Origin of the sequence: Marinobacter zhanjiangensis, assembly GCF_014651935.1 — a bacterium.
In the GTDB taxonomy this organism is placed as follows: Bacteria; Pseudomonadota; Gammaproteobacteria; order Pseudomonadales; family Oleiphilaceae; genus Marinobacter; species Marinobacter zhanjiangensis.
In genome coordinates this window covers 13746-33212 of record NZ_BMXV01000006.1, presented here as the reverse complement: position 1 = coordinate 33212, position 19467 = coordinate 13746, and the positions used below count along the sequence as shown (strand labels likewise).

Here is a 19467-nt window from a genome sequence, read left to right as displayed (position 1 = left end):
CGACTCCAGATTTCTATGGGGGCTGAAAAATCAGCCCCGGCCATAGCCCTTGAGGTTGGACTTCTTCATCAGTGATTCGTACTGATGGGACATCAGGTGAGATTGCACCTGGGCCATGAAATCCATTACCACGACTACCACGATCAGCAGCGACGTACCGCCCAGATAGAACGGAACATTACCTGCCACCATCAACAGCTGGGGAAACAGGGATACCGCTGCAATATACATCGCACCGAAGAGCGTCAGACGGGTGAGAACACCATCAATATACTTGGCGGTCTGTTCACCCGGGCGAATGCCCGGAATAAAGGCTCCGGAACGCTTCAGGTTGTCAGCCACTTCTTTCGGATTATACATCAGCGCCGTATAGAAGAAGCAGAAGAATACCACTGCTGCCGCAAACAGGATGATGTACAGCGGCTGGCTGGGCGCCAGCGCCTGAGACAGTGAGCCCAGCCATTCCATGCCTTCACCCTGGCCAAACCACTGCCCGATGGACGCCGGGAACAGCAGGATCGACGAGGCGAAGATGGGCGGAATAACACCCGCCATGTTCACCTTCAAAGGCAAATGACTGGACTGCTGGGCAAACACCCGGCGACCCTGTTGCCGCTTGGCATAATTGATGGTCAGCCGTCGCTGGCCCCGCTCCATGAAGACCACGAAGCCAACTACTGCGACCGCAAGAACACCAATACCGAGCACGATCAGAAGGCTCATCTCGCCACTGCGGGCCTGCTCCAGAGTCTGCCCGATCGCGCCGGGCAGGCCAGCAACGATACCGGCGAAGATCAGCAGGGAAATCCCGTTGCCAATGCCCCGCTCGGTGATCTGCTCACCCAGCCACATCATGAATACCGCGCCGCTCACAAAGGAGACAACGGCCACGAAGTGGAAGCTGAAGCTGTCGTTGAAGGTTACACCCTGGGACGCCAGTCCCATCGAGATGCCCATACCCTGAACCAGGGCCAGCACCACAGTGCCGTAGCGCGTGTACTGGCTGATCTTGCGGCGACCGGACTCCCCCTCTTTCTTGAGTTGCTCAAGCTTGGGGCTCACCGCCGTCATCAATTGCATGATGATGGACGCCGAGATGTAAGGCATGATGCCAAGGGCGAAGATACTCATCCGCTCAAGCGCACCACCGGAGAACATGTTGAACATACTCAGGATGGTGCCCTGATTCTGATCAAACAGTGCCGCCAGGCGATCCGGATTGATACCCGGGACCGGAATATGCGCGCCGATCCGATAGATCAGCAGCGCCAGGACCACAAACCAGAGCCGCGAACGCAGCTCTCCCAGTCCCTTACCCGCACCCGCAGGCGTTGATGATGTCTTGGCCATGCAGTCCTCGACTCGCCTTATTCTTCGACTTTGCCACCCGCGGCAGTGATTGCCTCACGAGCGCCCTTGGTCACCTTCAAACCCTTGACAGTCACCGGACGGGACAATTCCCCGGACAGGATGACACGTGCCACGCGGATTTCCTCACGGATCACGTCAGCTTTCTTCAGGGCTTCCAGGTCGGCAACATCGCCGTCGACCTTGGCCAGCTCATTAAGCCGGATTTCCGCGACATAACGCTGCTGGCGGGAGGTGAAGCCAAACTTCGGCAGACGACGGGCCAGCGGCTGCTGACCACCCTCGAACCCCGGAGAGACGGAGCCGCCGGAGCGGGCCTTCAGACCCTTGTGGCCACGACCACCGGTCTTGCCCAGGCCACTACCGATACCACGACCGACGCGCTTGGCGGACGGGCGTGAACCCGGTTCCGGACTAAGTTCGTTCAGACGCATCCTAGTTCTCCTCGACCCGTACCAGGTAATTCACCCGGTTGATCATGCCACGGATGGACGGTGTATCTTCCACTTCCACGGTATGACCGATTTTACGAAGACCCAGACCCTTGACACACAGTTTGTGCTTGGGCTGACAGCTTATCGGGCTGCGGGTCAGTGTTACTTTGATTGTCTTGTTCGCCATGACTTCAACCCAGAATATCTTCCACGGTCTTGCCGCGCTTGGCTGCAACATCTTCAGGCGCATTCATGGCCTGGAGACCCTTGATGGTGGAACGTACCACGTTCACCGGGTTGGTAGACCCGTAGCACTTGGACAGTACGTTCTGAACACCTGCCACTTCCATTACCGCACGCATCGCACCACCGGCGATGATACCGGTACCTTCGGAAGCCGGCTGCATGTAGACCTTGGAGCCGCCATGCTGTGCCCGTACCGGATACTGCAGGGTGTTGCCGTCGAGAGCAACGTCCACCATATTTTTGCGCGCAGCTTCCATGGCCTTCTGGATGGCAACCGGGACTTCCCGGGCCTTGCCACGACCGAAGCCTACACGGCCCTTGCCATCACCCACTACAGTCAGTGCAGTGAAGGCAAAGATACGACCGCCCTTAACCACCTTGGCTACGCGGTTAACCTGAACCAGCTTTTCCTGGAGCTCAGGCGCCTTCTGTTCGTTAACGCTCATCTTCTCCACCTCTTAGAATTGCAAGCCAGCTTCACGGGCGGCGTCGGCCAGGGCCTGGACGCGACCATGGTAACGGTAACCGGACCGGTCAAAAGCGACCTTTTCGACACCAGCAGCCTTGGCGCGCTCAGCAATCAGCTGGCCCACCTTGGTGGCTGCATCCACATTACCCGTAGCACCCTGACGCAGATCTTTGTCCAGCGTCGAGGCAGAAGCAATTACCTTGCTGCCATCTGCGGTGGTGACCTGGGCATACATATGCCGCGGTGTACGGTGTACACAGAGGCGGTCAGTGCCCAGCTTACGGATTTTCATGCGCACCTTGCGTGCGCGACGCAATCTTTCAGTATTCGCGCTCATAGTCCCGCCTTATTTCTTCTTGGCTTCTTTGCGTCTGACCTGCTCATCCGAGTAACGCACACCTTTGCCCTTGTAAGGCTCGGGCGGACGGAACGCGCGGACTTCAGCAGCGACCTGGCCAACCTGTTGCTTGTCGATCCCGCGGATAACAACCTCTGTATTGGACGGCGTTTCAGCGGTGACCCCCTCGGGCAGCTCATACTCAACCGGGTGTGAGAAACCCAGTGTCAGGTTGAGTTTCTTGCCCTGAGCCTGCGCCCGGTAACCGACGCCGGTCAGGTTGAGCTTGCGCTCGAACCCGTTGGACACACCGGTGACCATGTTGTTAACCAGCGCACGGGTCGTGCCAGCAAGAGCGCGGGACTGTTTGGCACCATCACGGGGAGCAAACCGCAGGATATTGTCTTCCTGGGTAACTTCCACCGCCTGGTGAATGGTGAAATCAAGCGCTCCCTTGGAGCCCTTTACGTTAATGTCCTGTCCGTTCAGCTTAACCTCAACACCGGAAGGCAGCACGACAGGATTATTGGCAACCCTGGACATGTCTTTCTCCTAAAATACGGTGCAGATGACTTCGCCACCCACGCCGGCAGCACGTGCAGCGCGGTCGGTCATAACGCCCTTGGACGTAGACACGATAGCGACCCCAAGACCACCTGCAACTTTGGGCAGGGAACCAGCGCCGTTGTACTGCCGCAGACTTGGGCGGCTGACACGCTGAATCTCCTCGATAACCGGCTTGCCGCCGAAATATCTGAGGGTAATGGTCAGTTCCGGCTTGGCGTCAGCTGAGACGGAAAAATCCTCCACATAGCCTTCGTCCTTCAGGACCTGGGCTACTGAGGCCTTCATTTTGGAAGACGGCATGGCCACGTCGGCCTTCTGTGCCATCTGTGCATTACGAATACGAGTCAACATATCCGCAAGCGTATCTTGCATACTCATTGGTATGAGTCTCCTGATCTTTTTAGTTGTGCAGCGGCGCGCCGCACCGCTTACCAACGATCACCGCGATTAGTCGCAGTGACCCTTACCAGCTAGACTTGGTCAGGCCCGGGACATCGCCACGCATGCCGTGCTCACGGAGTTTGATCCGTGAAAGCTCGAACTTGCGCAGGACGCCGTGAGGACGACCAGTAACCTGGCAACGATTGCGAAGACGTGAGGGGCTGGCATCGCGAGGAAGCTGTTGCAGCTTCATCTGTGCGTCCCAACGTTCTTCATCGCTGGTATTCGGGTTCTTGATAATCGCCTTGAGCTCGGCGCGTTTGGCGGCGTACTTCTGTACCGTCTTTTCGCGCTTCAGCTCACGGTTCTTCATGGAAACCTTTGCCATGTCACTCGTTCCTTATCTCTTGAACGGAAAGCCAAAGGCTTTCAGCAGTTCGCGGCCTTCATCATCGGTTCCAGCGGTGGTGGTGATGGTGATATCCAGGCCCCGGATCTTGTCGGCCTTGTCGTAGTCGATTTCCGGGAAGATGATCTGCTCACGCACACCCATGCTGTAGTTTCCACGACCATCGAAGGACTTCGGATTGAGACCGCGGAAGTCACGAACGCGAGGAATCGCGATGTGAACCAGGCGATCAAAGAAGTCCCACATGCGCTCACCACGCAGAGTCACTTTACAACCAATGGGCCAACCTTCACGGATCTTGAAGCCAGCAACGGATTTCCGTGCCTTGGTCACAACAGGCTTCTGGCCTGCCAGACGCTCAAGATCTGCAACGGCGTTCTCGATCAGCTTCTTGTCACCAACCGCTTCGCCAACACCCATGTTCAGGGTGATCTTTTCGATACGCGGAATCTGCATGACGTTCTTGTAGCTGAACTCTTTCTGCAGAGCCGGTATCACTTCCTTACCGTATTGCTCTTTCATGTTAAGCATCGTAACCACCACCCTTACTGGTTATCGACAGCTTCATTCGTGGACTTGAAGATCCGCACTTTGGCGCCGTCTTCCTTGATCTGGAAGCCTACGCGATCGGCCTTGCCGGTCTGCGGATTAAAAATAGCCACGTTGGAAGCCTGAATAGGCGCTTCTTTCTCGACGATGCCACCCGGGGTACCCACCATGGGGTTCGGCTTGGTGTGTTTCTTCATCATGTTGATGCCAGAAACCACCAGGCGACCGTCGTCCTGAACCTTCAGGACCTTGCCGCGCTTACCCTTGTCTTTACCCGTGGTCACGATGACTTCGTCATCTCGTTTGATCTTTTTCATAACCGGCCTCTAGTCCTTACAGTACTTCGGGTGCCAGTGAGATAATTTTCATAAACTTCTCGTTACGCAGTTCGCGTGTTACCGGCCCGAAGATACGGGTACCGATGGGCGCGTCCTGGTTGTTAAGAAGTACTGCCGCGTTGCCGTCAAAGCGGATCAGTGACCCGTCCGGACGACGCACACCCTTACGGGTACGCACGACAACAGCATTGAGGACCTGGCCCTTCTTCACCTTGCCGCGGGGGATGGCTTCCTTGACGGTCACCTTGATGATATCCCCCACCCTGGCGTAACGCCGGTGTGAACCGCCCAGGACCTTGATGCACTGCACTTGGCGCGCACCACTGTTGTCCGCGACTTCAAGCATTGTTTGAGTCTGAATCATGGTTATTCTCCAGCAGAAACCACTATTGCAGTTTCGACAAGACTCACCGTCCGGGCGAGTTACACCTTGGAAGCGCGCTCGGTGACTTCAACCAGAGCCCAACTCTTGTTTTTAGAGACTGGGCGGGTTTCCTGGATCGTTACCAGATCACCGATATTGCACTCGTTCTGTTCGTCATGAGCCTGAATCTTGGTGGAGCGCTTTACGTACTTGCCATAAAGCGGGTGCTTCACCTGACGCTCCACCAGAACAACGATGGACTTTTCCATCTTGTTGCTCACGACCTTGCCGGTTTGAGTTCTGGCAGTTTTGGTAGCTTCAGTCATGTTACTGTCCTGCCTTTTCGTTCAATACTGTTTTCACGCGTGCGATGTCGCGCTTCACCTTGCCGAGAAGGTGACTCTGATTCAGCTGACCTGTCGCCTTGCGCATACGCAGGTTGAACTGCTCCTTCAGGAGGTCGATCAGCTCTTTATTCAGCTCTTCGACTGATTTCTCACGCAGCTCTGTTGCTTTCATCACATCACCGTCCTCGTTACAAAGGTTGTCTGAACGGGCAGCTTGGCAGCGGCAAGAGTGAACGCATCACGCGCCACGTCTTCCGGGACCCCTTCCATTTCGTAGAGCATACGACCTGGCTGGATCTCCGCTACCCAGTACTCGACAGAACCCTTACCTTTACCCATACGAACTTCAAGCGGTTTGCTGGAGATCGGCTTGTCCGGGAACACCCGGATCCAGATCTTTCCACCCCGCTTGATACGACGCGTCATGGTCCGACGGGCCGCTTCTATCTGGCGTGCTGTTATACGCCCACGGGTTGTCGCTTTCAATCCGTATTCACCGAAGCTCACTTTATTGGCGCGATGAGCAAGACCGGTGTTACGGCCTTTCATTACCTTTCGGAATTTGGTGCGTTTTGGCTGCAGCATACGAGTGCCCCTTTACTTGGAACCTTTCTTGCGAGAGGCATTCTTGTCAGCGCGGACCTCGTCCATGCCACCAAGAATCTCACCCTTGAAGATCCATACCTTTACGCCGATGATGCCGTAGGTGGTTTTCGCTTCGTAGGTGGCGTAATCAATGTCTGCACGCAATGTGTGCAACGGAACGCGACCTTCACGGTACCACTCGGAACGGGCAATTTCGGCGCCCCCGAGACGACCACCAACCTGGATCTTGATGCCCTTGGCGCCCTGACGCATGGCATTCTGAACCGCGCGCTTCATGGCACGACGGAACATCACACGACGCTCGAGCTGACCGGCAACGTTTTGCGCTACCAGCTTGGCATCCAGATCCGGCTTGCGGACTTCTTCGATGTTGATGTGCACAGGCACTCCCATCAGTTCGCCGACTTCGCGACGCAGACGGTCAACATCTTCACCCTTCTTGCCGATAACAATACCGGGGCGGGCGGTGTGGATCGTGATACGGGCGTTCTGAGCAGGGCGCTCGATCACAATCTTGCTGACTGACGCCTTGGCCAGGCGCTTTTCCAGGAACGTACGGACCTGGATGTCATTCAGCAGTTTTTTTGCATAGTCCTTCTTCTCGGCATACCAGACGGAGTTGTGCTCTTTGACAACTCCCAGGCGCATGCCGGTCGGATTTACTTTATGACCCATCTGAGCATCTCCTACTTGTCGGCGACCTTGACGGTGATATGACAGGTGCGCTTCAAAATGCGGTCAGCGCGCCCCTTGGCTCGAGCCTTGATCCGCTTGAGCGTCGGACCTTCATCCACCATGACGGTGGAAACCCGCAGATCATCTACGTCCAGACCTTCGTTATGCTCAGCGTTGGCAATGGCGGACTCAAGAGCTTTCTTGATGATCACCGATGCCTTCTTCGGGCTGAAAGTCAGAATGTTAAGGGCGTCCTCAACTGCCTTCCCACGTACCTGGTCAGCGACAAGACGTGCTTTCTGAGCAGAGAGGCGAGCGCCCTTGTACTTGGCTGCTACTTCCATTTCGTTTCCCCTCACAATCAGCGTTTAGCTTTCTTGTCGGCTGCATGACCACGGTAAGAACGCGTTGCCGCGAACTCGCCCAGCTTGTGACCAACCATATCTTCGGTCACATAGACGGGCACGTGTTGCTTGCCGTTGTGGACTGCAATGGTCAAACCAACGAACTCCGGAAAGATCGTGGAACGACGGGACCAGGTCTTGATCGGCCGCTTGTCGTTCGCTTCCAGAGCTGTTTCGACCTTCTTCATCAGATGCAGGTCTATAAAAGGACCTTTCTTCAAAGAACGTGGCACAGCAATTACCTCTATGTAGTCGTTTTACTTGGCCGAACGACGACGTACTATCATCTTGTCAGTACGCTTGTTCTTACGAGTCTTATGCCCTTTGGTCGGAACACCCCACGGAGTAACCGGGTGACGCCCGCCAGAGGTACGCCCTTCACCACCACCATGTGGGTGGTCAACTGGGTTCATAGCAACACCACGTACTGTTGGCCTTTTGCCGCGCCAACGTGATGCACCCGCTTTACCAAGCTGCTTGAGAGTGTGCTCGCTGTTGGATACTTCACCCAGCGTTGCACGGCACTCTACAAGCACCTTACGCATTTCACCTGAACGCAGGCGGATGGTGGCATATGCCCCCTCCCTTGCAACCAGCTGTACGGATGCGCCCGCGGAGCGAGCCAGCTGGGCACCTTTGCCAGGCTTGAGTTCGACGCAGTGGATCACGGAACCGACCGGAATGTTCCGGAGCGGCAGCGTGGAGCCCACCTTGATCGGTGCGTCGATACCGGAGCGAACAGGGTCACCGATCCGCACGCCCTTGGGAGCGATAATGTAGCGACGCTCACCATCAGCATACTTCAGCAGTGCGATGTGCGCAGAGCGGTTCGGATCGTATTCCAGGCGCTCGATAACCGCCGGGATACCATCTTTGGTCCGCTTGAAATCAATAATGCGGTAGTGCTGCTTGTGGCCACCACCAACGTGACGGGTAGTGATACGACCAAAATGGTTACGACCACCCGATTTGCTCTTCGACTCTACCAACGGCTCGTAAGGGCGCCCCTTGTGGAGGTCCGGGTTGTAAAGCTTTACAACGTGACGGCGTCCGGCAGATGTTGGTTTGGTTTTGACGATCGGCATATTACGACCCCTTTACCTTATTCCACATCCAGAAAATCGATGTCCTGACCTTCCGCAAGCTTCACATAAGCCTTACGAATGTCAGAACGCTTGCCGAAGCCGCGAACGGTACGCTTGAGCTTACCCTTACGGTTCAGAACCTGAACACCTTCGACGGTGACGTTGAACAGCTGTTCAACGGCTTTCTTGATCTCCGGTTTGCTTGCGTCCGGGGCGACCCGGAAGACAACGTGGTTGCTCTCGGCAGCCAGAGACGTCTTTTCTGATACGTGAGGTCCCAGAAGAACCTTGTAGATACGTTCCTGATTCATCCCAGCATCTCCTCGATCTTCTTAAGAGCCGGAACGGTAACCACAACCTTCTCAAAGGCAACCAGGCTTACCGGATCAAGGCCTGCAACGTCGCGCACGTCGATGTGCGGAATATTGCGGGACGCCAGATGAAGGTTCTGCTCTACATTCTCGGCAAGAATCAGGGCATTGCTGACGCCCAGACCCTTCAGCTTTTCGTTGAATGCCTTGGTCTTCGGGGTGTCGACATTAATGTCGTCAACCAGGACCAGACGCTCCTGACGAACCAGCTCGGAAAAAATGGACTGCATTGCCGCGCGGTACATCTTCCGGTTCACCTTCTGCTCGAAGCCACGGGGCTTGGCGGCGAAGGTTACGCCACCGGAGCGCCAGATCGGGCTACGGATGGTGCCGGCACGGGCGCGGCCCGTACCCTTCTGACGCCACGGCTTCTTGCCACCGCCGCTGACTTCAGAACGGGTTTTCTGAGCCTTGGTACCCTGACGGCCACCAGCCATGTAGGCGGTGACGACCTGGTGAACCAACGACTCGTTGAATTCTTTGGCGAACGCGGCATCGGAAACCGAAATTCCCTGACCGCTACCTGTAATTGTCAATTCCATCGCACCGCTCCTCAGGCTTTAACTGCAGGCTTGATGATCACGTTGCCACCGGTAGCACCGGGAACAGCGCCGCGGACCAGCAGCAGATTGCGCTCGGCATCAACACGAACCACTTCCAGATTCTGGGTGGTTACCTGCTTGTTGCCCATCTGACCGGCCATCTTCTTGCCCTTGAATACCTTACCCGGGGTCTGGTTCTGACCAATGGAACCCGGAGCACGGTGGGACAGGGAGTTACCGTGAGTGGCGTCCTGCATGGAGAAGTTCCAGCGCTTCACGCCACCCTGGAAACCCTTACCCTTGGAGTGGGCTGTGGCATCCACGGTCTGGCCATCTTCAAAGACGGAGACGGTGATCTCGCCACCGGCCTGGAGTTCGTCGCCTTCGTCATCGGCAAGACGGAACTCCCACAGACCACGACCAGCCTCGACACCCGCCTTCGCGTAGTGACCGGACTGGGCCTTGGATACCCGGGAGGGGCGACGGTTGCCAACAGTTACCTGAACGGCACGATAGCCATCGCTTTCGAGGGTTTTCAGTTGGGTAATGCGGTTGGATTCAACCTCAATTACCGTTACGGGCACTGCTTGCCCGTCTTCCGTAAAAATACGGGTCATTCCGGCCTTACGACCGACTACACCAATTGCCATGTTTCACCTCTATAGTGTACGGGGCTCGCACCCTCTATGGCCTTAGGACAGTTACACTGACCAATACCAGGCTGGTATTAGCCGAGGCTGATCTGAACGTCTACACCTGCTGCCAGATCCAGCTTCATCAAAGCATCTACTGTCTTTTCCGTCGGCTCAACAATGTCAAGCAAACGCTTATGTGTGCGAATTTCATACTGATCGCGCGCGTCCTTGTTGACGTGCGGAGAGATCAGGATGGTGTACTTTTCCTTCCGCGTCGGCAGAGGGATAGGTCCACGCACCTGGGCGCCGGTCCGCTTGGCGGTATCGACGATCTCCTGCGTGGACTGGTCGATAAGGCGATAATCAAACGCCTTCAACCGGATTCGAATCTTTTGGCTTTGCATGATGCACCAAACTCCACTAGTAACAGCTACTGTTAGCCGACCTTCAAAAAAAGGAGCCGCATTGTATGCATAATACCCAGCAGTGTCAAGCAGCTATAGATCTGCCAAACATTGCCGAGCACGCGTACTTGCGGAACAGAAAAAGGGGCTGCGCAGCAGCCCCTTTTCCGGATCACCGGAGCTGTTACTCGATGATCTTGGAAACCACGCCGGCACCAACGGTACGGCCGCCTTCGCGAATCGCGAAGCGCAGGCCATCTTCCATGGCGATCGGAGCGATCAGGGTAACAGACATTTTCACGTTGTCACCCGGCATTACCATTTCAACACCTTCCGGCAGCTCGCAAGAGCCAGTCACGTCAGTGGTCCGGAAGTAGAACTGCGGACGGTAGCCCTTGAAGAACGGGGTATGACGACCGCCCTCGTCCTTGCTCAGTACGTACACTTCGCACTCGAACTTGGTGTGCGGAGTGATCGAACCCGGTACCGCCAGTACCTGGCCACGCTCTACGTCGTCACGCTTGGTGCCACGCAGCAGCGCACCGATGTTCTCACCGGCACGGCCTTCGTCGAGCAGCTTGCGGAACATCTCAACACCGGTAACAACGGTCTTGACGGTGTCCTTGATACCGATAATTTCCACTTCGTCGCCGGTCTTGACGATGCCGCGCTCTACACGTCCCGTCACAACCGTACCACGACCAGAGATGGAGAAGACGTCCTCGATCGGCATCAGGAACGGCTGATCGATGGCACGCTCCGGCTCCGGCAGGTAGTCGTCCAGGGCTTCTACCAGCTTCTGTACCGCGGTAGTACCCATCTCGTTGTCATCCTTGCCTTCCAGCGCCATCAGCGCGGAGCCAGTGATGATCGGCGTGTCGTCGCCCGGGAAGTCGTACTGGCTCAGCAGTTCGCGAACCTCCATCTCGACCAGCTCCAGCAGCTCCTCGTCGTCTACCATGTCGGCCTTGTTCAGGAACACGACAATGTAGGGAACACCTACCTGGCGGGACAGCAGGATGTGCTCGCGAGTCTGCGGCATGGGGCCGTCAGCCGCGGAGCAAACCAGGATCGCACCGTCCATCTGCGCCGCACCCGTGATCATGTTCTTCACATAGTCAGCGTGGCCCGGGCAGTCTACGTGCGCGTAGTGACGGTTCGGGGAATCATACTCAACGTGAGAGGTCGCGATGGTGATACCACGCGCTTTCTCTTCCGGTGCGTTATCGATCGAGTCGAATGCGCTTGCAGAACCAGTACCCCACACTTCGTGACATACGCGAGTCAGTGCCGCCGTGAGCGTGGTCTTGCCATGGTCAACGTGACCAATGGTGCCCACGTTCAGGTGCGGTTTGTTACGTTCAAATTTTGCTTTAGACACGGTTATACCTCTTCCTGTTTCTCAAGTCCTGGGGATCAACCCTTTTTAATGATCGCTTCGGCAATGTTCGAGGGAGCTTCGGAATAACCGGCAAACTCCATTGCGTAAGACGCCCTGCCCTGCGTTGCTGAACGCAGATCTGTGGCGTAACCGAACATCTCCGACAACGGAACCTCGGCACGGATGACCTTGCCTGCAGGACCTTCATCCATACCCAGGACAACGCCCCGACGACGGTTAAGGTCACCAACCACGTCACCCATGTATTCTTCGGGGGTAACGCACTCGACCTTCATGATCGGCTCGAGGATTGCCGGGTCGGCTTCCAGTGCGCCTTTCTTCATGGCCATGGAGCCCGCTACCTTGAACGCCATCTCATTGGAGTCGACTTCGTGGAACGAACCGTCATACAGGATGGCCTTGATGCGCAGCAGCGGATAGCCGGCCAAACAGCCGTTCTGCATCTGCTCTTCAATACCCTGCTGAACCGCCGGGATGTATTCCTTGGGAACCACACCGCCCACGATCTGATTCTCAAAGATAAAGTTCTCGCCATCTTCCTCGTCCAGAGGCAGCGGCTCGAGCTTGATCTTGACGTGACCATACTGACCACGACCGCCTGACTGGCGAACAAACTTGCCCTCGACGTCCACCGCCTTGCGAATGCGCTCGCGGTAGGCCACCTGGGGCTTGCCAATGTTGGCTTCTACCTTGAACTCACGCTTCATGCGGTCAACGATGATGTCCAGGTGCAGCTCGCCCATACCGGAAATGATGGTCTGACCAGACTCTTCGTCGGTACGAACGCGGAACGACGGGTCTTCCTGGGCCAGCTTGCCCAGGGCTACGCCCATCTTTTCCTGGTCCGCCTTGGACTTCGGTTCAACGGCTACGGAAATAACCGGCTCCGGGAACTCCATGCGCTCCAGAACAATCTTGTTGTTCTCGTCACAAAGGGTGTCGCCGGTGGTGACGTTCTTGAGACCGATCGCTGCGGCAATATCGCCAGCCAGTACTTCCTTGATCTCCTGACGCTCTTTCGAGTGCATCTGCACCATACGGCCGACGCGCTCTTTCTTTTGCTTCACGGAGTTGTAGACCGCGTTGCCGGACTCCAGCTTACCGGAGTAAACCCGGAAGAAGGTCAGCGTACCCACGAACGGATCGGTGGCAATCTTGAACGCCAGGGCTGCGAACGGCGCATTGTCGTCCGCTTCACGGATAGCCTCGGTGCCTTCGTCGTCGATTTCACCACGAATCGCCTTGACTTCGTTCGGTGCCGGCAGGAACTCGATGACGGAGTCCAGAACGGCCTGTACGCCCTTGTTCTTGAAGGCAGAGCCACAGGTCGCAACGACGATCTCGTTGGCCAGTGTGCGGATGCGAAGACCTTTCTTGATGTCCTCGATGCTCAGCTCGCCTTCATCAAGGTAGCGTTCCATCAGCTCTTCGTTGGCTTCGGCGGCCGCTTCAACCATCTGCTCACGGTACATGGCCACTTCGTCGACCATGGACTCGGGAACATCACGCTCGTCATAGGTTGCGCCAGCGTCATCTTCGTTCCAGTAGATCGCCTTGTTCCGGATCAGATCGACGATACCGGCAAACTCGTCTTCGGCACCGATCGGCAGCTGAACGGGTACGGCATTGGCACCCAGGCGATTCTTGATCTGGTCAACCACACGCAGGAAGTCAGCACCGGCACGGTCCATCTTGTTGACGAACACCATGCGGGGAACTTCGTACTTGTTGGCCTGACGCCATACGGTTTCGGACTGGGGCTCTACGCCGGAGGAGCCACAGAATACGACCACGGCACCGTCGAGAACCCGCAGGGACCGCTCCACCTCGATGGTGAAGTCAACGTGTCCCGGCGTATCGATGATGTTGATACGGTGCTCGTCGTACTGCTTGTCCATGCCCTGCCAGAAACAGGTGGTAGCGGCGGAGGTGATGGTAATGCCCCGCTCCTGCTCCTGCTCCATCCAGTCCATGGTAGCCGCGCCATCGTGCACTTCACCGATCTTGTGGGAGATACCGGTGTAGAACAGTACCCGCTCGGTGGTTGTGGTTTTACCCGCATCCACGTGGGCACAGATACCGATGTTTCTGTATCGTTTGATTGGAGTCTTTCGTGCCACTGTATAAACCTCGGCTGATTAGAAACGGAAGTGAGAGAACGCCTTGTTGGCTTCTGCCATGCGGTGAACGTCTTCGCGCTTCTTAACAGCGGAGCCCTTGCTGTCAGCGGCGTCCAGGATTTCACCTGCCAGTCGCTGTGCCATGGACTTTTCACCACGCTTCCGTGAAAATTCTACGAGCCAGCGCATGGCCAGCGCGTTTTGACGGGAAGGCCGTACTTCTACAGGCACCTGGTAGGTAGCACCACCAACACGACGGGATTTGACCTCGACCATCGGCTGGATGTTTTCCAGGGCCTTCTCGAACATGTCGATCGGCTCTTCCTTGGATTTGTCGGCAACGATATCAAGCGCGCCATAAACAATGCGCTCTGCAACAGCCTTCTTGCCACTTTCCATCACATGGTTGATGAACTTGGCAAGCCGTGCACTGCCGAACTTCGGATCCGGGATAATCTCCCGTTTAGCTGCAACTCTTCTTCTAGGCATCGATAAGCCCTTCTAAAAATTAAGGTCTTCAGGAACCCCTGAGATAGCACGAAGCTACTCAGCCTTACTCTTACCGTTCACAGTGACGATAAAAGACACCCATCAGGGACATCAGGACTTGGGTCGTTTAGTACCGTACTTGGAGCGGCCCTGCTTACGGTTCTGTACACCCTGGGTGTCCAGCGTTCCGCGAACAGTGTGATAGCGCACACCCGGAAGGTCTTTTACTCGACCGCCACGGATCAGCACAACACTGTGCTCCTGAAGGTTGTGACCTTCACCGCCGATGTATGAGGAAACCTCGTAGCCGTTGGTCAGGCGAACACGGCACACTTTACGAAGTGCGGAGTTCGGCTTCTTCGGCGTGGTGGTGTATACACGGGTGCATACGCCACGACGCTGCGGGCAGGCCTGCAGAGCAGGTACATCGCTCTTGGCTACCCGGCGTTTACGAGGCTTACGTACCAACTGGTTGATCGTTGCCATGTAAGCAAACTCCAAAAAAAACCATTCCAATGAAACTTACCCCCGGCGAACGGGGGTAAAAATTAAGGGCCGCAAGTGTAAGCCCGCGGCCCTGGTCAGTCAAGACGACTGATTTCTTTTTAACCAACCCGGGATCCGTAGTTCCCGGGGGTTAAAGGTCGCCGGGGCTTATTCCTCCCGGTTGAGCTCGGCGCTCAGAGCCTCGACCACGTCTTCCGCAGTGACACCCTGCTCTTCCAGCTCGCGCTTGCGGCGACGTTCGTTGTGGTAGGCCAGACCGGTACCGGCCGGGATCAGACGACCCACTACCACGTTTTCCTTCAGGCCACGGAGGTAATCACGCTTGCCGGTAACCGCACCTTCGGTGAGTACCCGGGTGGTCTCCTGGAACGATGCCGCCGAAATGAACGACTCGGTGGCCAGGGAGGCCTTGGTGATACCCAGCAACTGACGCTCGCCCCTGGCGGGCTGCTTGTCCGTTGCAATGGCATCTTCGTTGGCATCCAGGAACTGGTGATATTCCACCTGGTCCCCGGACAGCAGCGTGGTGTCGCCCGGATCGGTGATCTCCATCTTGCGCAGCATCTGACGAACGATAACCTCGATATGTTTATCGTTGATGACAACACCCTGCAGACGGTACACGTCCTGGATCTCGTTGGTGATGTACTTCGCCAGTGCCACCACACCCAACAGCCGCAGGATGTCGTGGGGGTTGGACGGGCCATCGGAAATGACCTCACCCTTCTCCACGGTCTCACCCTCGAACACGTTGAGCTGACGCCACTTGGGAATCAGAACCTCATACGGGTCATCATCCTTCGGAGTAATCACCAGGCGCTTCTTGCCTTTGGTTTCCTTGCCGAAGGACACCACACCGGTAATTTCCGCCAGGATGGACGGCTCTTTCGGACGACGGGCCTCGAACAGGTCGGCAACCCGTGGCAGACCACCGGTAATGTCCCGGGTCTTGGAGCTTTCCTGGGGAATACGGGCAACCACGTCGCCCACTTCCACGTTAGCCCCGTCAGCCAGAGTGACCAGCGCATCTGCCGGCAGGAAATAGTGGCCCGGAGCACCGCCCGGCAGTTCCACTTCCTCACCCTTGGCATCCACCACCTCAATCGCCGGACGCAGGTCCTTGCCTGCCGCCGGACGATCCTTGGGATCGATCACCTGGATCGTGGACAGGCCGGTCAGTTCGTCGGTCTGGGTGCGGACGGTAATGCCCTGGTCCATACCCACGAATCTGGCCGTACCAACGCCCTCGGCGATGATCGGGTGGGTGTGAGGATCCCACTTGGCCACCACGGCGCCGGCTTCGACGTCGTCGCCGTGCTTGACGGACAACACCGCACCATAGGGCAGCTTGTACCACTCACGCTCACGGCCCTGCTCGTCGGCCACCGCAAGGGCGGAGGAGCGGGAGACCACAACCAGCGTGCCATCGGTCTTTTCAATAGACTTCATGTTGTGCAGACGGATCCGGCCACCGTGCTTGACCTGGATGTTGTCCACGGCGGAGGCCCGGCTTGCCGCGCCACCGATGTGGAAGGTCCGCATGGTCAGCTGGGTACCCGGCTCACCGATGGACTGCGCGGCGATAACGCCAACCGCTTCACCCACGTTAACCAGATGACCCCGTGCCAGGTCGCGGCCATAACAGTTGGCACACACGCCATGGCGCGCTTCACAGGTAATGGCGGAGCGCACCCACACTTCATCCACACCGGCGCCTTCGATCATCTCGATGGTCTTCTCGTCCAGCAGTGTGCCGGCCTCAACCACCGCGTTGTCCTTGTCGGTCGGTGTGAATACATCACGTGCGGTCACACGGCCCAGGACACGATCGCCGAGAGGTACAACAACGTCGCCGCCTTCAATGTGCGGCGTCATCAGCAGACCTTCCTCGGTACCACAGTCAGCTTCGGTCACCACCAGGTCCTGGGATACATCGACCAGACGACGGGTCAGGTAACCGGAGTTGGCCGTCTTCAGAGCCGTATCCGCCAGACCCTTACGGGCACCGTGGGTGGAGATGAAATACTGAAGTACGTTCAGGCCCTCACGGAAGTTGGCGGTAATCGGTGTCTCGATGATCGAACCATCCGGCTTCGCCATCAGACCACGCATGCCGGCCAGCTGACGGATCTGCGCGGGGGAACCCCGGGCGCCAGAGTCGGCCATCATGTAGACGGAGTTGAAGGACTCCTGCATCTCCGGCTCACCGTCCTCACGGAACACCGGCTTGCCCTCGGCATCCACCACCTGCTCCTGGGAGAGGCGGTCCATCATGGCCTTGGACACCTTGTCATTGGCCCGGGACCAGATATCGATCACCTTGTTGTACTTCTCACCCTGGGTCAGCAGGCCCGAGGAGTACTGCGACTCGATTTCCTTCACCTCGTCGGTGGCCGCATCGACCATCTCGTATTTCTCGGGAGGAATCTCGAAGTCGTTGAAGCCGATGGAGGTGCCCGACACAGTGGCGTAATGGAAGCCCATGTACATCAACTGATCGGCGAAAATCACCGTATCCTTCAGGCCGGCAATCCGGTAACAGGTATTGATCAGGTTGGAAATGTTCTTCTTCGCCATCGGCTTGTTGACAGTCTCATAGGACAGGCCGTCAGGCACGATGTCGAACAGCAGCGCGCGGCCAACCACGGTATCAACGATAACGTGCTCGGTCTTGAGCTCTTCGTTCTCGTCGTAGGTCACTTCCTTGACGCGAACCTTGATCTTGGCCTGCAGGTCGACAGCCCCGGCACCATAGGCACGATGCACTTCCTTCACGTCGGCAAAGACACGCCCCTCGCCCAGTGCGTTCTTGCGCTCACGGGTCATGTAATACAGACCGAGAACCACGTCCTGGGACGGCACGATGATGGGCTCGCCGTTGGCCGGCGACAGTACGTTGTTGGTGGACATCATCAACGCACGGGCTTCCAGCTGGGCTTCCAGGGTCAGCGGTACGTGCACCGCCATCTGGTCACCGTCGAAGTCGGCGTTGTAGGCCGCACATACCAGCGGGTGCAGCTGGATGGCCTTGCCTTCAATCAGCACCGGCTCGAACGCCTGGATACCCAGACGGTGCAGGGTCGGCGCCCGGTTCAGCATGATCGGGTGCTCGCGGATGACTTCGTCGAGGATATCCCAGACCACGCCTTCTTCACGTTCGACCATTTTCTTGGCGGCCTTGATGGTGGTCGCCAGGCCACGATGCTCCAGCTTGGAGAAGATGAACGGCTTGAACAGTTCCAGGGCCATCTTCTTGGGCAGACCACACTGATGCAGGCGCAGGTACGGGCCTACCACGATCACCGAACGACCGGAATAGTCGACACGCTTGCCCAGCAGGTTCTGCCGGAAGCGGCCCTGCTTGCCCTTGATCATGTCGGCCAGGGATTTCAGCGGGCGCTTGTTGGTACCGGTGATGGCACGACCACGACGACCGTTATCCAGCAGGGCGTCAACGGCTTCCTGCAACATCCGCTTCTCGTTACGCACGATAATATCCGGAGCATTCAGCTCCAGCAGGCGCTTGAGGCGGTTGTTCCGGTTAATGACGCGACGGTAGAGGTCGTTCAGATCAGAGGTCGCGAAACGACCGCCATCCAGCGGTACCAGCGGACGCAGATCCGGCGGCAGCACCGGCAGCACGGTCATCACCATGTCGCCGGGGCGGTTACCGGAGTACAGGAAGGCTTCCAGGATCTTCAGTCGCTTGGTGAACTTCTTGATCTTGGTTTCGGAGTTGGTCTGGGGAATTTCCTCCCGCAGGCGGTCAACCTCTTCCTGCAGCTCGATGTCCTCAAGCAGCATCTTGACGGCCTCGGCACCCATACGGGCATCGAATTCGTCACCGAACTCTTCCAGCGCTTCGAAGTACTGCTCATCGTTGAGCAACTGCCCACGCTCGAGGGTGGTCATGCCCGGCTCGATCACGATGAAGGACTCGAAGTACAGCACCCTTTCGATATCACGCAGTGTCATGTCCAGCATCATGCCGATGCGGGACGGCAGGGACTTCAGGAACCAGATGTGGGCCACCGGGCTCGCCAGGTCAATATGCCCCATTCGCTCACGGCGAACGCTGGACAGGGCCACCTCGACACCACACTTTTCACAGATGACACCACGGTGTTTGAGTCGCTTGTACTTGCCGCACAGGCACTCGTAGTCCTTGATCGGACCAAAGATCTTGGCACAGAACAGACCGTCACGCTCAGGCTTGAACGTACGGTAGTTAATGGTCTCGGGTTTCTTTACTTCCCCGAAGGACCAGGAACGGATCATGTCAGGAGACGCCAGACCAATACGAATGGCGTCAAATTCCTTGCTCTGGTTCTGGCTCTTGAGAAGATTCAACAAATCTTTCATCAGTAACAGCTCCGGATGGCGTTAATCTCGGGCGGGCACTGTTGTGCCCGCTCACG

General features: G+C 57.1%; 27 protein-coding genes. All 27 read right to left on the bottom strand.

Features of this window, described 5'->3' with window-relative positions; genetic code table 11:
* Positions 1 to 30: 30 nt before the first annotated feature.
* The 27 genes from secY to rpoC all read right to left on the bottom strand — a co-directional run bounded on the left by secY (position 31) and on the right by rpoC (position 19411).
* Positions 31 to 1350, bottom strand: a complete 1320-nt coding sequence (gene secY, locus IE079_RS13135; protein ID WP_189577163.1) for a preprotein translocase subunit SecY — start codon at positions 1348 to 1350, stop codon at positions 31 to 33.
* Between the two features lie 17 nt (positions 1351 to 1367).
* Positions 1368 to 1802, bottom strand: a complete 435-nt coding sequence (rplO, locus tag IE079_RS13130; RefSeq protein ID WP_189577161.1) for a 50S ribosomal protein L15 — start codon at positions 1800 to 1802, stop codon at positions 1368 to 1370.
* Between the two features lies 1 nt (position 1803).
* Entirely contained in the window at positions 1804 to 1989 is a 186-nt protein-coding gene (gene rpmD, locus IE079_RS13125; RefSeq protein WP_092016150.1) for a 50S ribosomal protein L30, read from the bottom strand.
* 4 nt (positions 1990 to 1993) lie between these two features.
* Positions 1994 to 2494 carry a 30S ribosomal protein S5 gene (gene rpsE / locus IE079_RS13120; RefSeq protein WP_189577159.1) on the bottom strand — a complete coding sequence of 167 codons (501 nt, stop codon included), beginning with the start codon at positions 2492 to 2494 and terminating at the stop codon, positions 1994 to 1996.
* A gap of 12 nt (positions 2495 to 2506) precedes the next feature.
* Positions 2507 to 2854, bottom strand: a complete 348-nt coding sequence (gene rplR / locus IE079_RS13115; RefSeq protein ID WP_189577157.1) for a 50S ribosomal protein L18 — start codon at positions 2852 to 2854, stop codon at positions 2507 to 2509.
* Between the two features lie 9 nt (positions 2855 to 2863).
* A complete protein-coding gene (rplF, locus tag IE079_RS13110) occupies positions 2864 to 3397 on the bottom strand; it encodes a 50S ribosomal protein L6 (protein WP_189577155.1) in 534 nt (177 codons plus the stop codon).
* A 9-nt stretch (positions 3398 to 3406) separates the two neighbouring features.
* On the bottom strand, positions 3407 to 3799 hold the full coding sequence (gene rpsH / locus IE079_RS13105; RefSeq protein WP_189577153.1) for a 30S ribosomal protein S8: 393 nt from the start codon (positions 3797 to 3799) through the stop codon (positions 3407 to 3409).
* A gap of 85 nt (positions 3800 to 3884) precedes the next feature.
* Positions 3885 to 4190 carry a 30S ribosomal protein S14 gene (gene rpsN, locus IE079_RS13100; protein WP_189577151.1) on the bottom strand — a complete coding sequence of 102 codons (306 nt, stop codon included), beginning with the start codon at positions 4188 to 4190 and terminating at the stop codon, positions 3885 to 3887.
* 12 nt (positions 4191 to 4202) lie between these two features.
* The gene (gene rplE / locus IE079_RS13095) at positions 4203 to 4742 is read right to left on the bottom strand and encodes a 50S ribosomal protein L5 (protein WP_189577148.1); all 540 of its coding nucleotides are present in this window, start codon (positions 4740 to 4742) and stop codon (positions 4203 to 4205) included.
* A gap of 14 nt (positions 4743 to 4756) precedes the next feature.
* Positions 4757 to 5077, bottom strand: a complete 321-nt coding sequence (rplX, locus tag IE079_RS13090; RefSeq protein ID WP_189577146.1) for a 50S ribosomal protein L24 — start codon at positions 5075 to 5077, stop codon at positions 4757 to 4759.
* Positions 5078 to 5093: 16 nt separating this feature from the next.
* Complete coding sequence (gene rplN / locus IE079_RS13085; RefSeq protein WP_091854882.1) at positions 5094 to 5462, bottom strand: 50S ribosomal protein L14; 369 nt, start codon at positions 5460 to 5462, stop codon at positions 5094 to 5096.
* Positions 5463 to 5521: 59 nt separating this feature from the next.
* On the bottom strand, positions 5522 to 5788 hold the full coding sequence (gene rpsQ, locus IE079_RS13080) for a 30S ribosomal protein S17 (protein ID WP_189577145.1): 267 nt from the start codon (positions 5786 to 5788) through the stop codon (positions 5522 to 5524).
* A 1-nt stretch (position 5789) separates the two neighbouring features.
* On the bottom strand, positions 5790 to 5981 hold the full coding sequence (gene rpmC, locus IE079_RS13075; RefSeq protein ID WP_008174877.1) for a 50S ribosomal protein L29: 192 nt from the start codon (positions 5979 to 5981) through the stop codon (positions 5790 to 5792).
* Complete coding sequence (gene rplP / locus IE079_RS13070; RefSeq protein ID WP_189577143.1) at positions 5981 to 6394, bottom strand: 50S ribosomal protein L16; 414 nt, start codon at positions 6392 to 6394, stop codon at positions 5981 to 5983. Before rplP ends, rpmC begins: the two co-directional genes overlap by 1 nt.
* A gap of 12 nt (positions 6395 to 6406) precedes the next feature.
* Positions 6407 to 7090, bottom strand: coding sequence for a 30S ribosomal protein S3 (gene rpsC, locus IE079_RS13065; protein ID WP_189577141.1), 684 nt, complete (start codon positions 7088 to 7090; stop codon positions 6407 to 6409).
* 11 nt (positions 7091 to 7101) lie between these two features.
* Entirely contained in the window at positions 7102 to 7434 is a 333-nt protein-coding gene (gene rplV, locus IE079_RS13060; RefSeq protein WP_189577139.1) for a 50S ribosomal protein L22, read from the bottom strand.
* A 17-nt stretch (positions 7435 to 7451) separates the two neighbouring features.
* Positions 7452 to 7727, bottom strand: a complete 276-nt coding sequence (gene rpsS / locus IE079_RS13055) for a 30S ribosomal protein S19 (protein ID WP_189577137.1) — start codon at positions 7725 to 7727, stop codon at positions 7452 to 7454.
* A 24-nt stretch (positions 7728 to 7751) separates the two neighbouring features.
* A complete protein-coding gene (gene rplB, locus IE079_RS13050; protein ID WP_189577135.1) occupies positions 7752 to 8579 on the bottom strand; it encodes a 50S ribosomal protein L2 in 828 nt (275 codons plus the stop codon).
* A gap of 17 nt (positions 8580 to 8596) precedes the next feature.
* Entirely contained in the window at positions 8597 to 8890 is a 294-nt protein-coding gene (gene rplW, locus IE079_RS13045; RefSeq protein WP_189577133.1) for a 50S ribosomal protein L23, read from the bottom strand.
* On the bottom strand, positions 8887 to 9492 hold the full coding sequence (gene rplD, locus IE079_RS13040; RefSeq protein ID WP_189577131.1) for a 50S ribosomal protein L4: 606 nt from the start codon (positions 9490 to 9492) through the stop codon (positions 8887 to 8889). The genes rplW and rplD overlap by 4 nt, the downstream gene beginning before the upstream one ends.
* 11 nt (positions 9493 to 9503) lie before the next feature.
* Positions 9504 to 10142: a 50S ribosomal protein L3 gene (gene rplC, locus IE079_RS13035; RefSeq protein ID WP_189577129.1), complete on the bottom strand. Its 639-nt coding sequence runs from the start codon at positions 10140 to 10142 to the stop codon at positions 9504 to 9506.
* 77 nt (positions 10143 to 10219) lie between these two features.
* Positions 10220 to 10531 (bottom strand): 30S ribosomal protein S10, encoded by a 312-nt coding sequence (rpsJ, locus tag IE079_RS13030; RefSeq protein ID WP_077529290.1) that lies wholly within the window; start codon positions 10529 to 10531, stop codon positions 10220 to 10222.
* 184 nt (positions 10532 to 10715) lie between these two features.
* Positions 10716 to 11912 (bottom strand): elongation factor Tu, encoded by a 1197-nt coding sequence (tuf, locus tag IE079_RS13025; RefSeq protein WP_189577106.1) that lies wholly within the window; start codon positions 11910 to 11912, stop codon positions 10716 to 10718.
* A gap of 35 nt (positions 11913 to 11947) precedes the next feature.
* Positions 11948 to 14053: an elongation factor G gene (gene fusA / locus IE079_RS13020; RefSeq protein ID WP_189577126.1), complete on the bottom strand. Its 2106-nt coding sequence runs from the start codon at positions 14051 to 14053 to the stop codon at positions 11948 to 11950.
* 18 nt (positions 14054 to 14071) lie between these two features.
* Positions 14072 to 14542 carry a 30S ribosomal protein S7 gene (gene rpsG / locus IE079_RS13015; RefSeq protein ID WP_036203340.1) on the bottom strand — a complete coding sequence of 157 codons (471 nt, stop codon included), beginning with the start codon at positions 14540 to 14542 and terminating at the stop codon, positions 14072 to 14074.
* Between the two features lie 111 nt (positions 14543 to 14653).
* A complete protein-coding gene (gene rpsL / locus IE079_RS13010; RefSeq protein WP_189577124.1) occupies positions 14654 to 15028 on the bottom strand; it encodes a 30S ribosomal protein S12 in 375 nt (124 codons plus the stop codon).
* Between the two features lie 168 nt (positions 15029 to 15196).
* Positions 15197 to 19411 carry a DNA-directed RNA polymerase subunit beta' gene (gene rpoC / locus IE079_RS13005; RefSeq protein ID WP_189577122.1) on the bottom strand — a complete coding sequence of 1405 codons (4215 nt, stop codon included), beginning with the start codon at positions 19409 to 19411 and terminating at the stop codon, positions 15197 to 15199.
* Positions 19412 to 19467 lie beyond the last annotated feature (56 nt).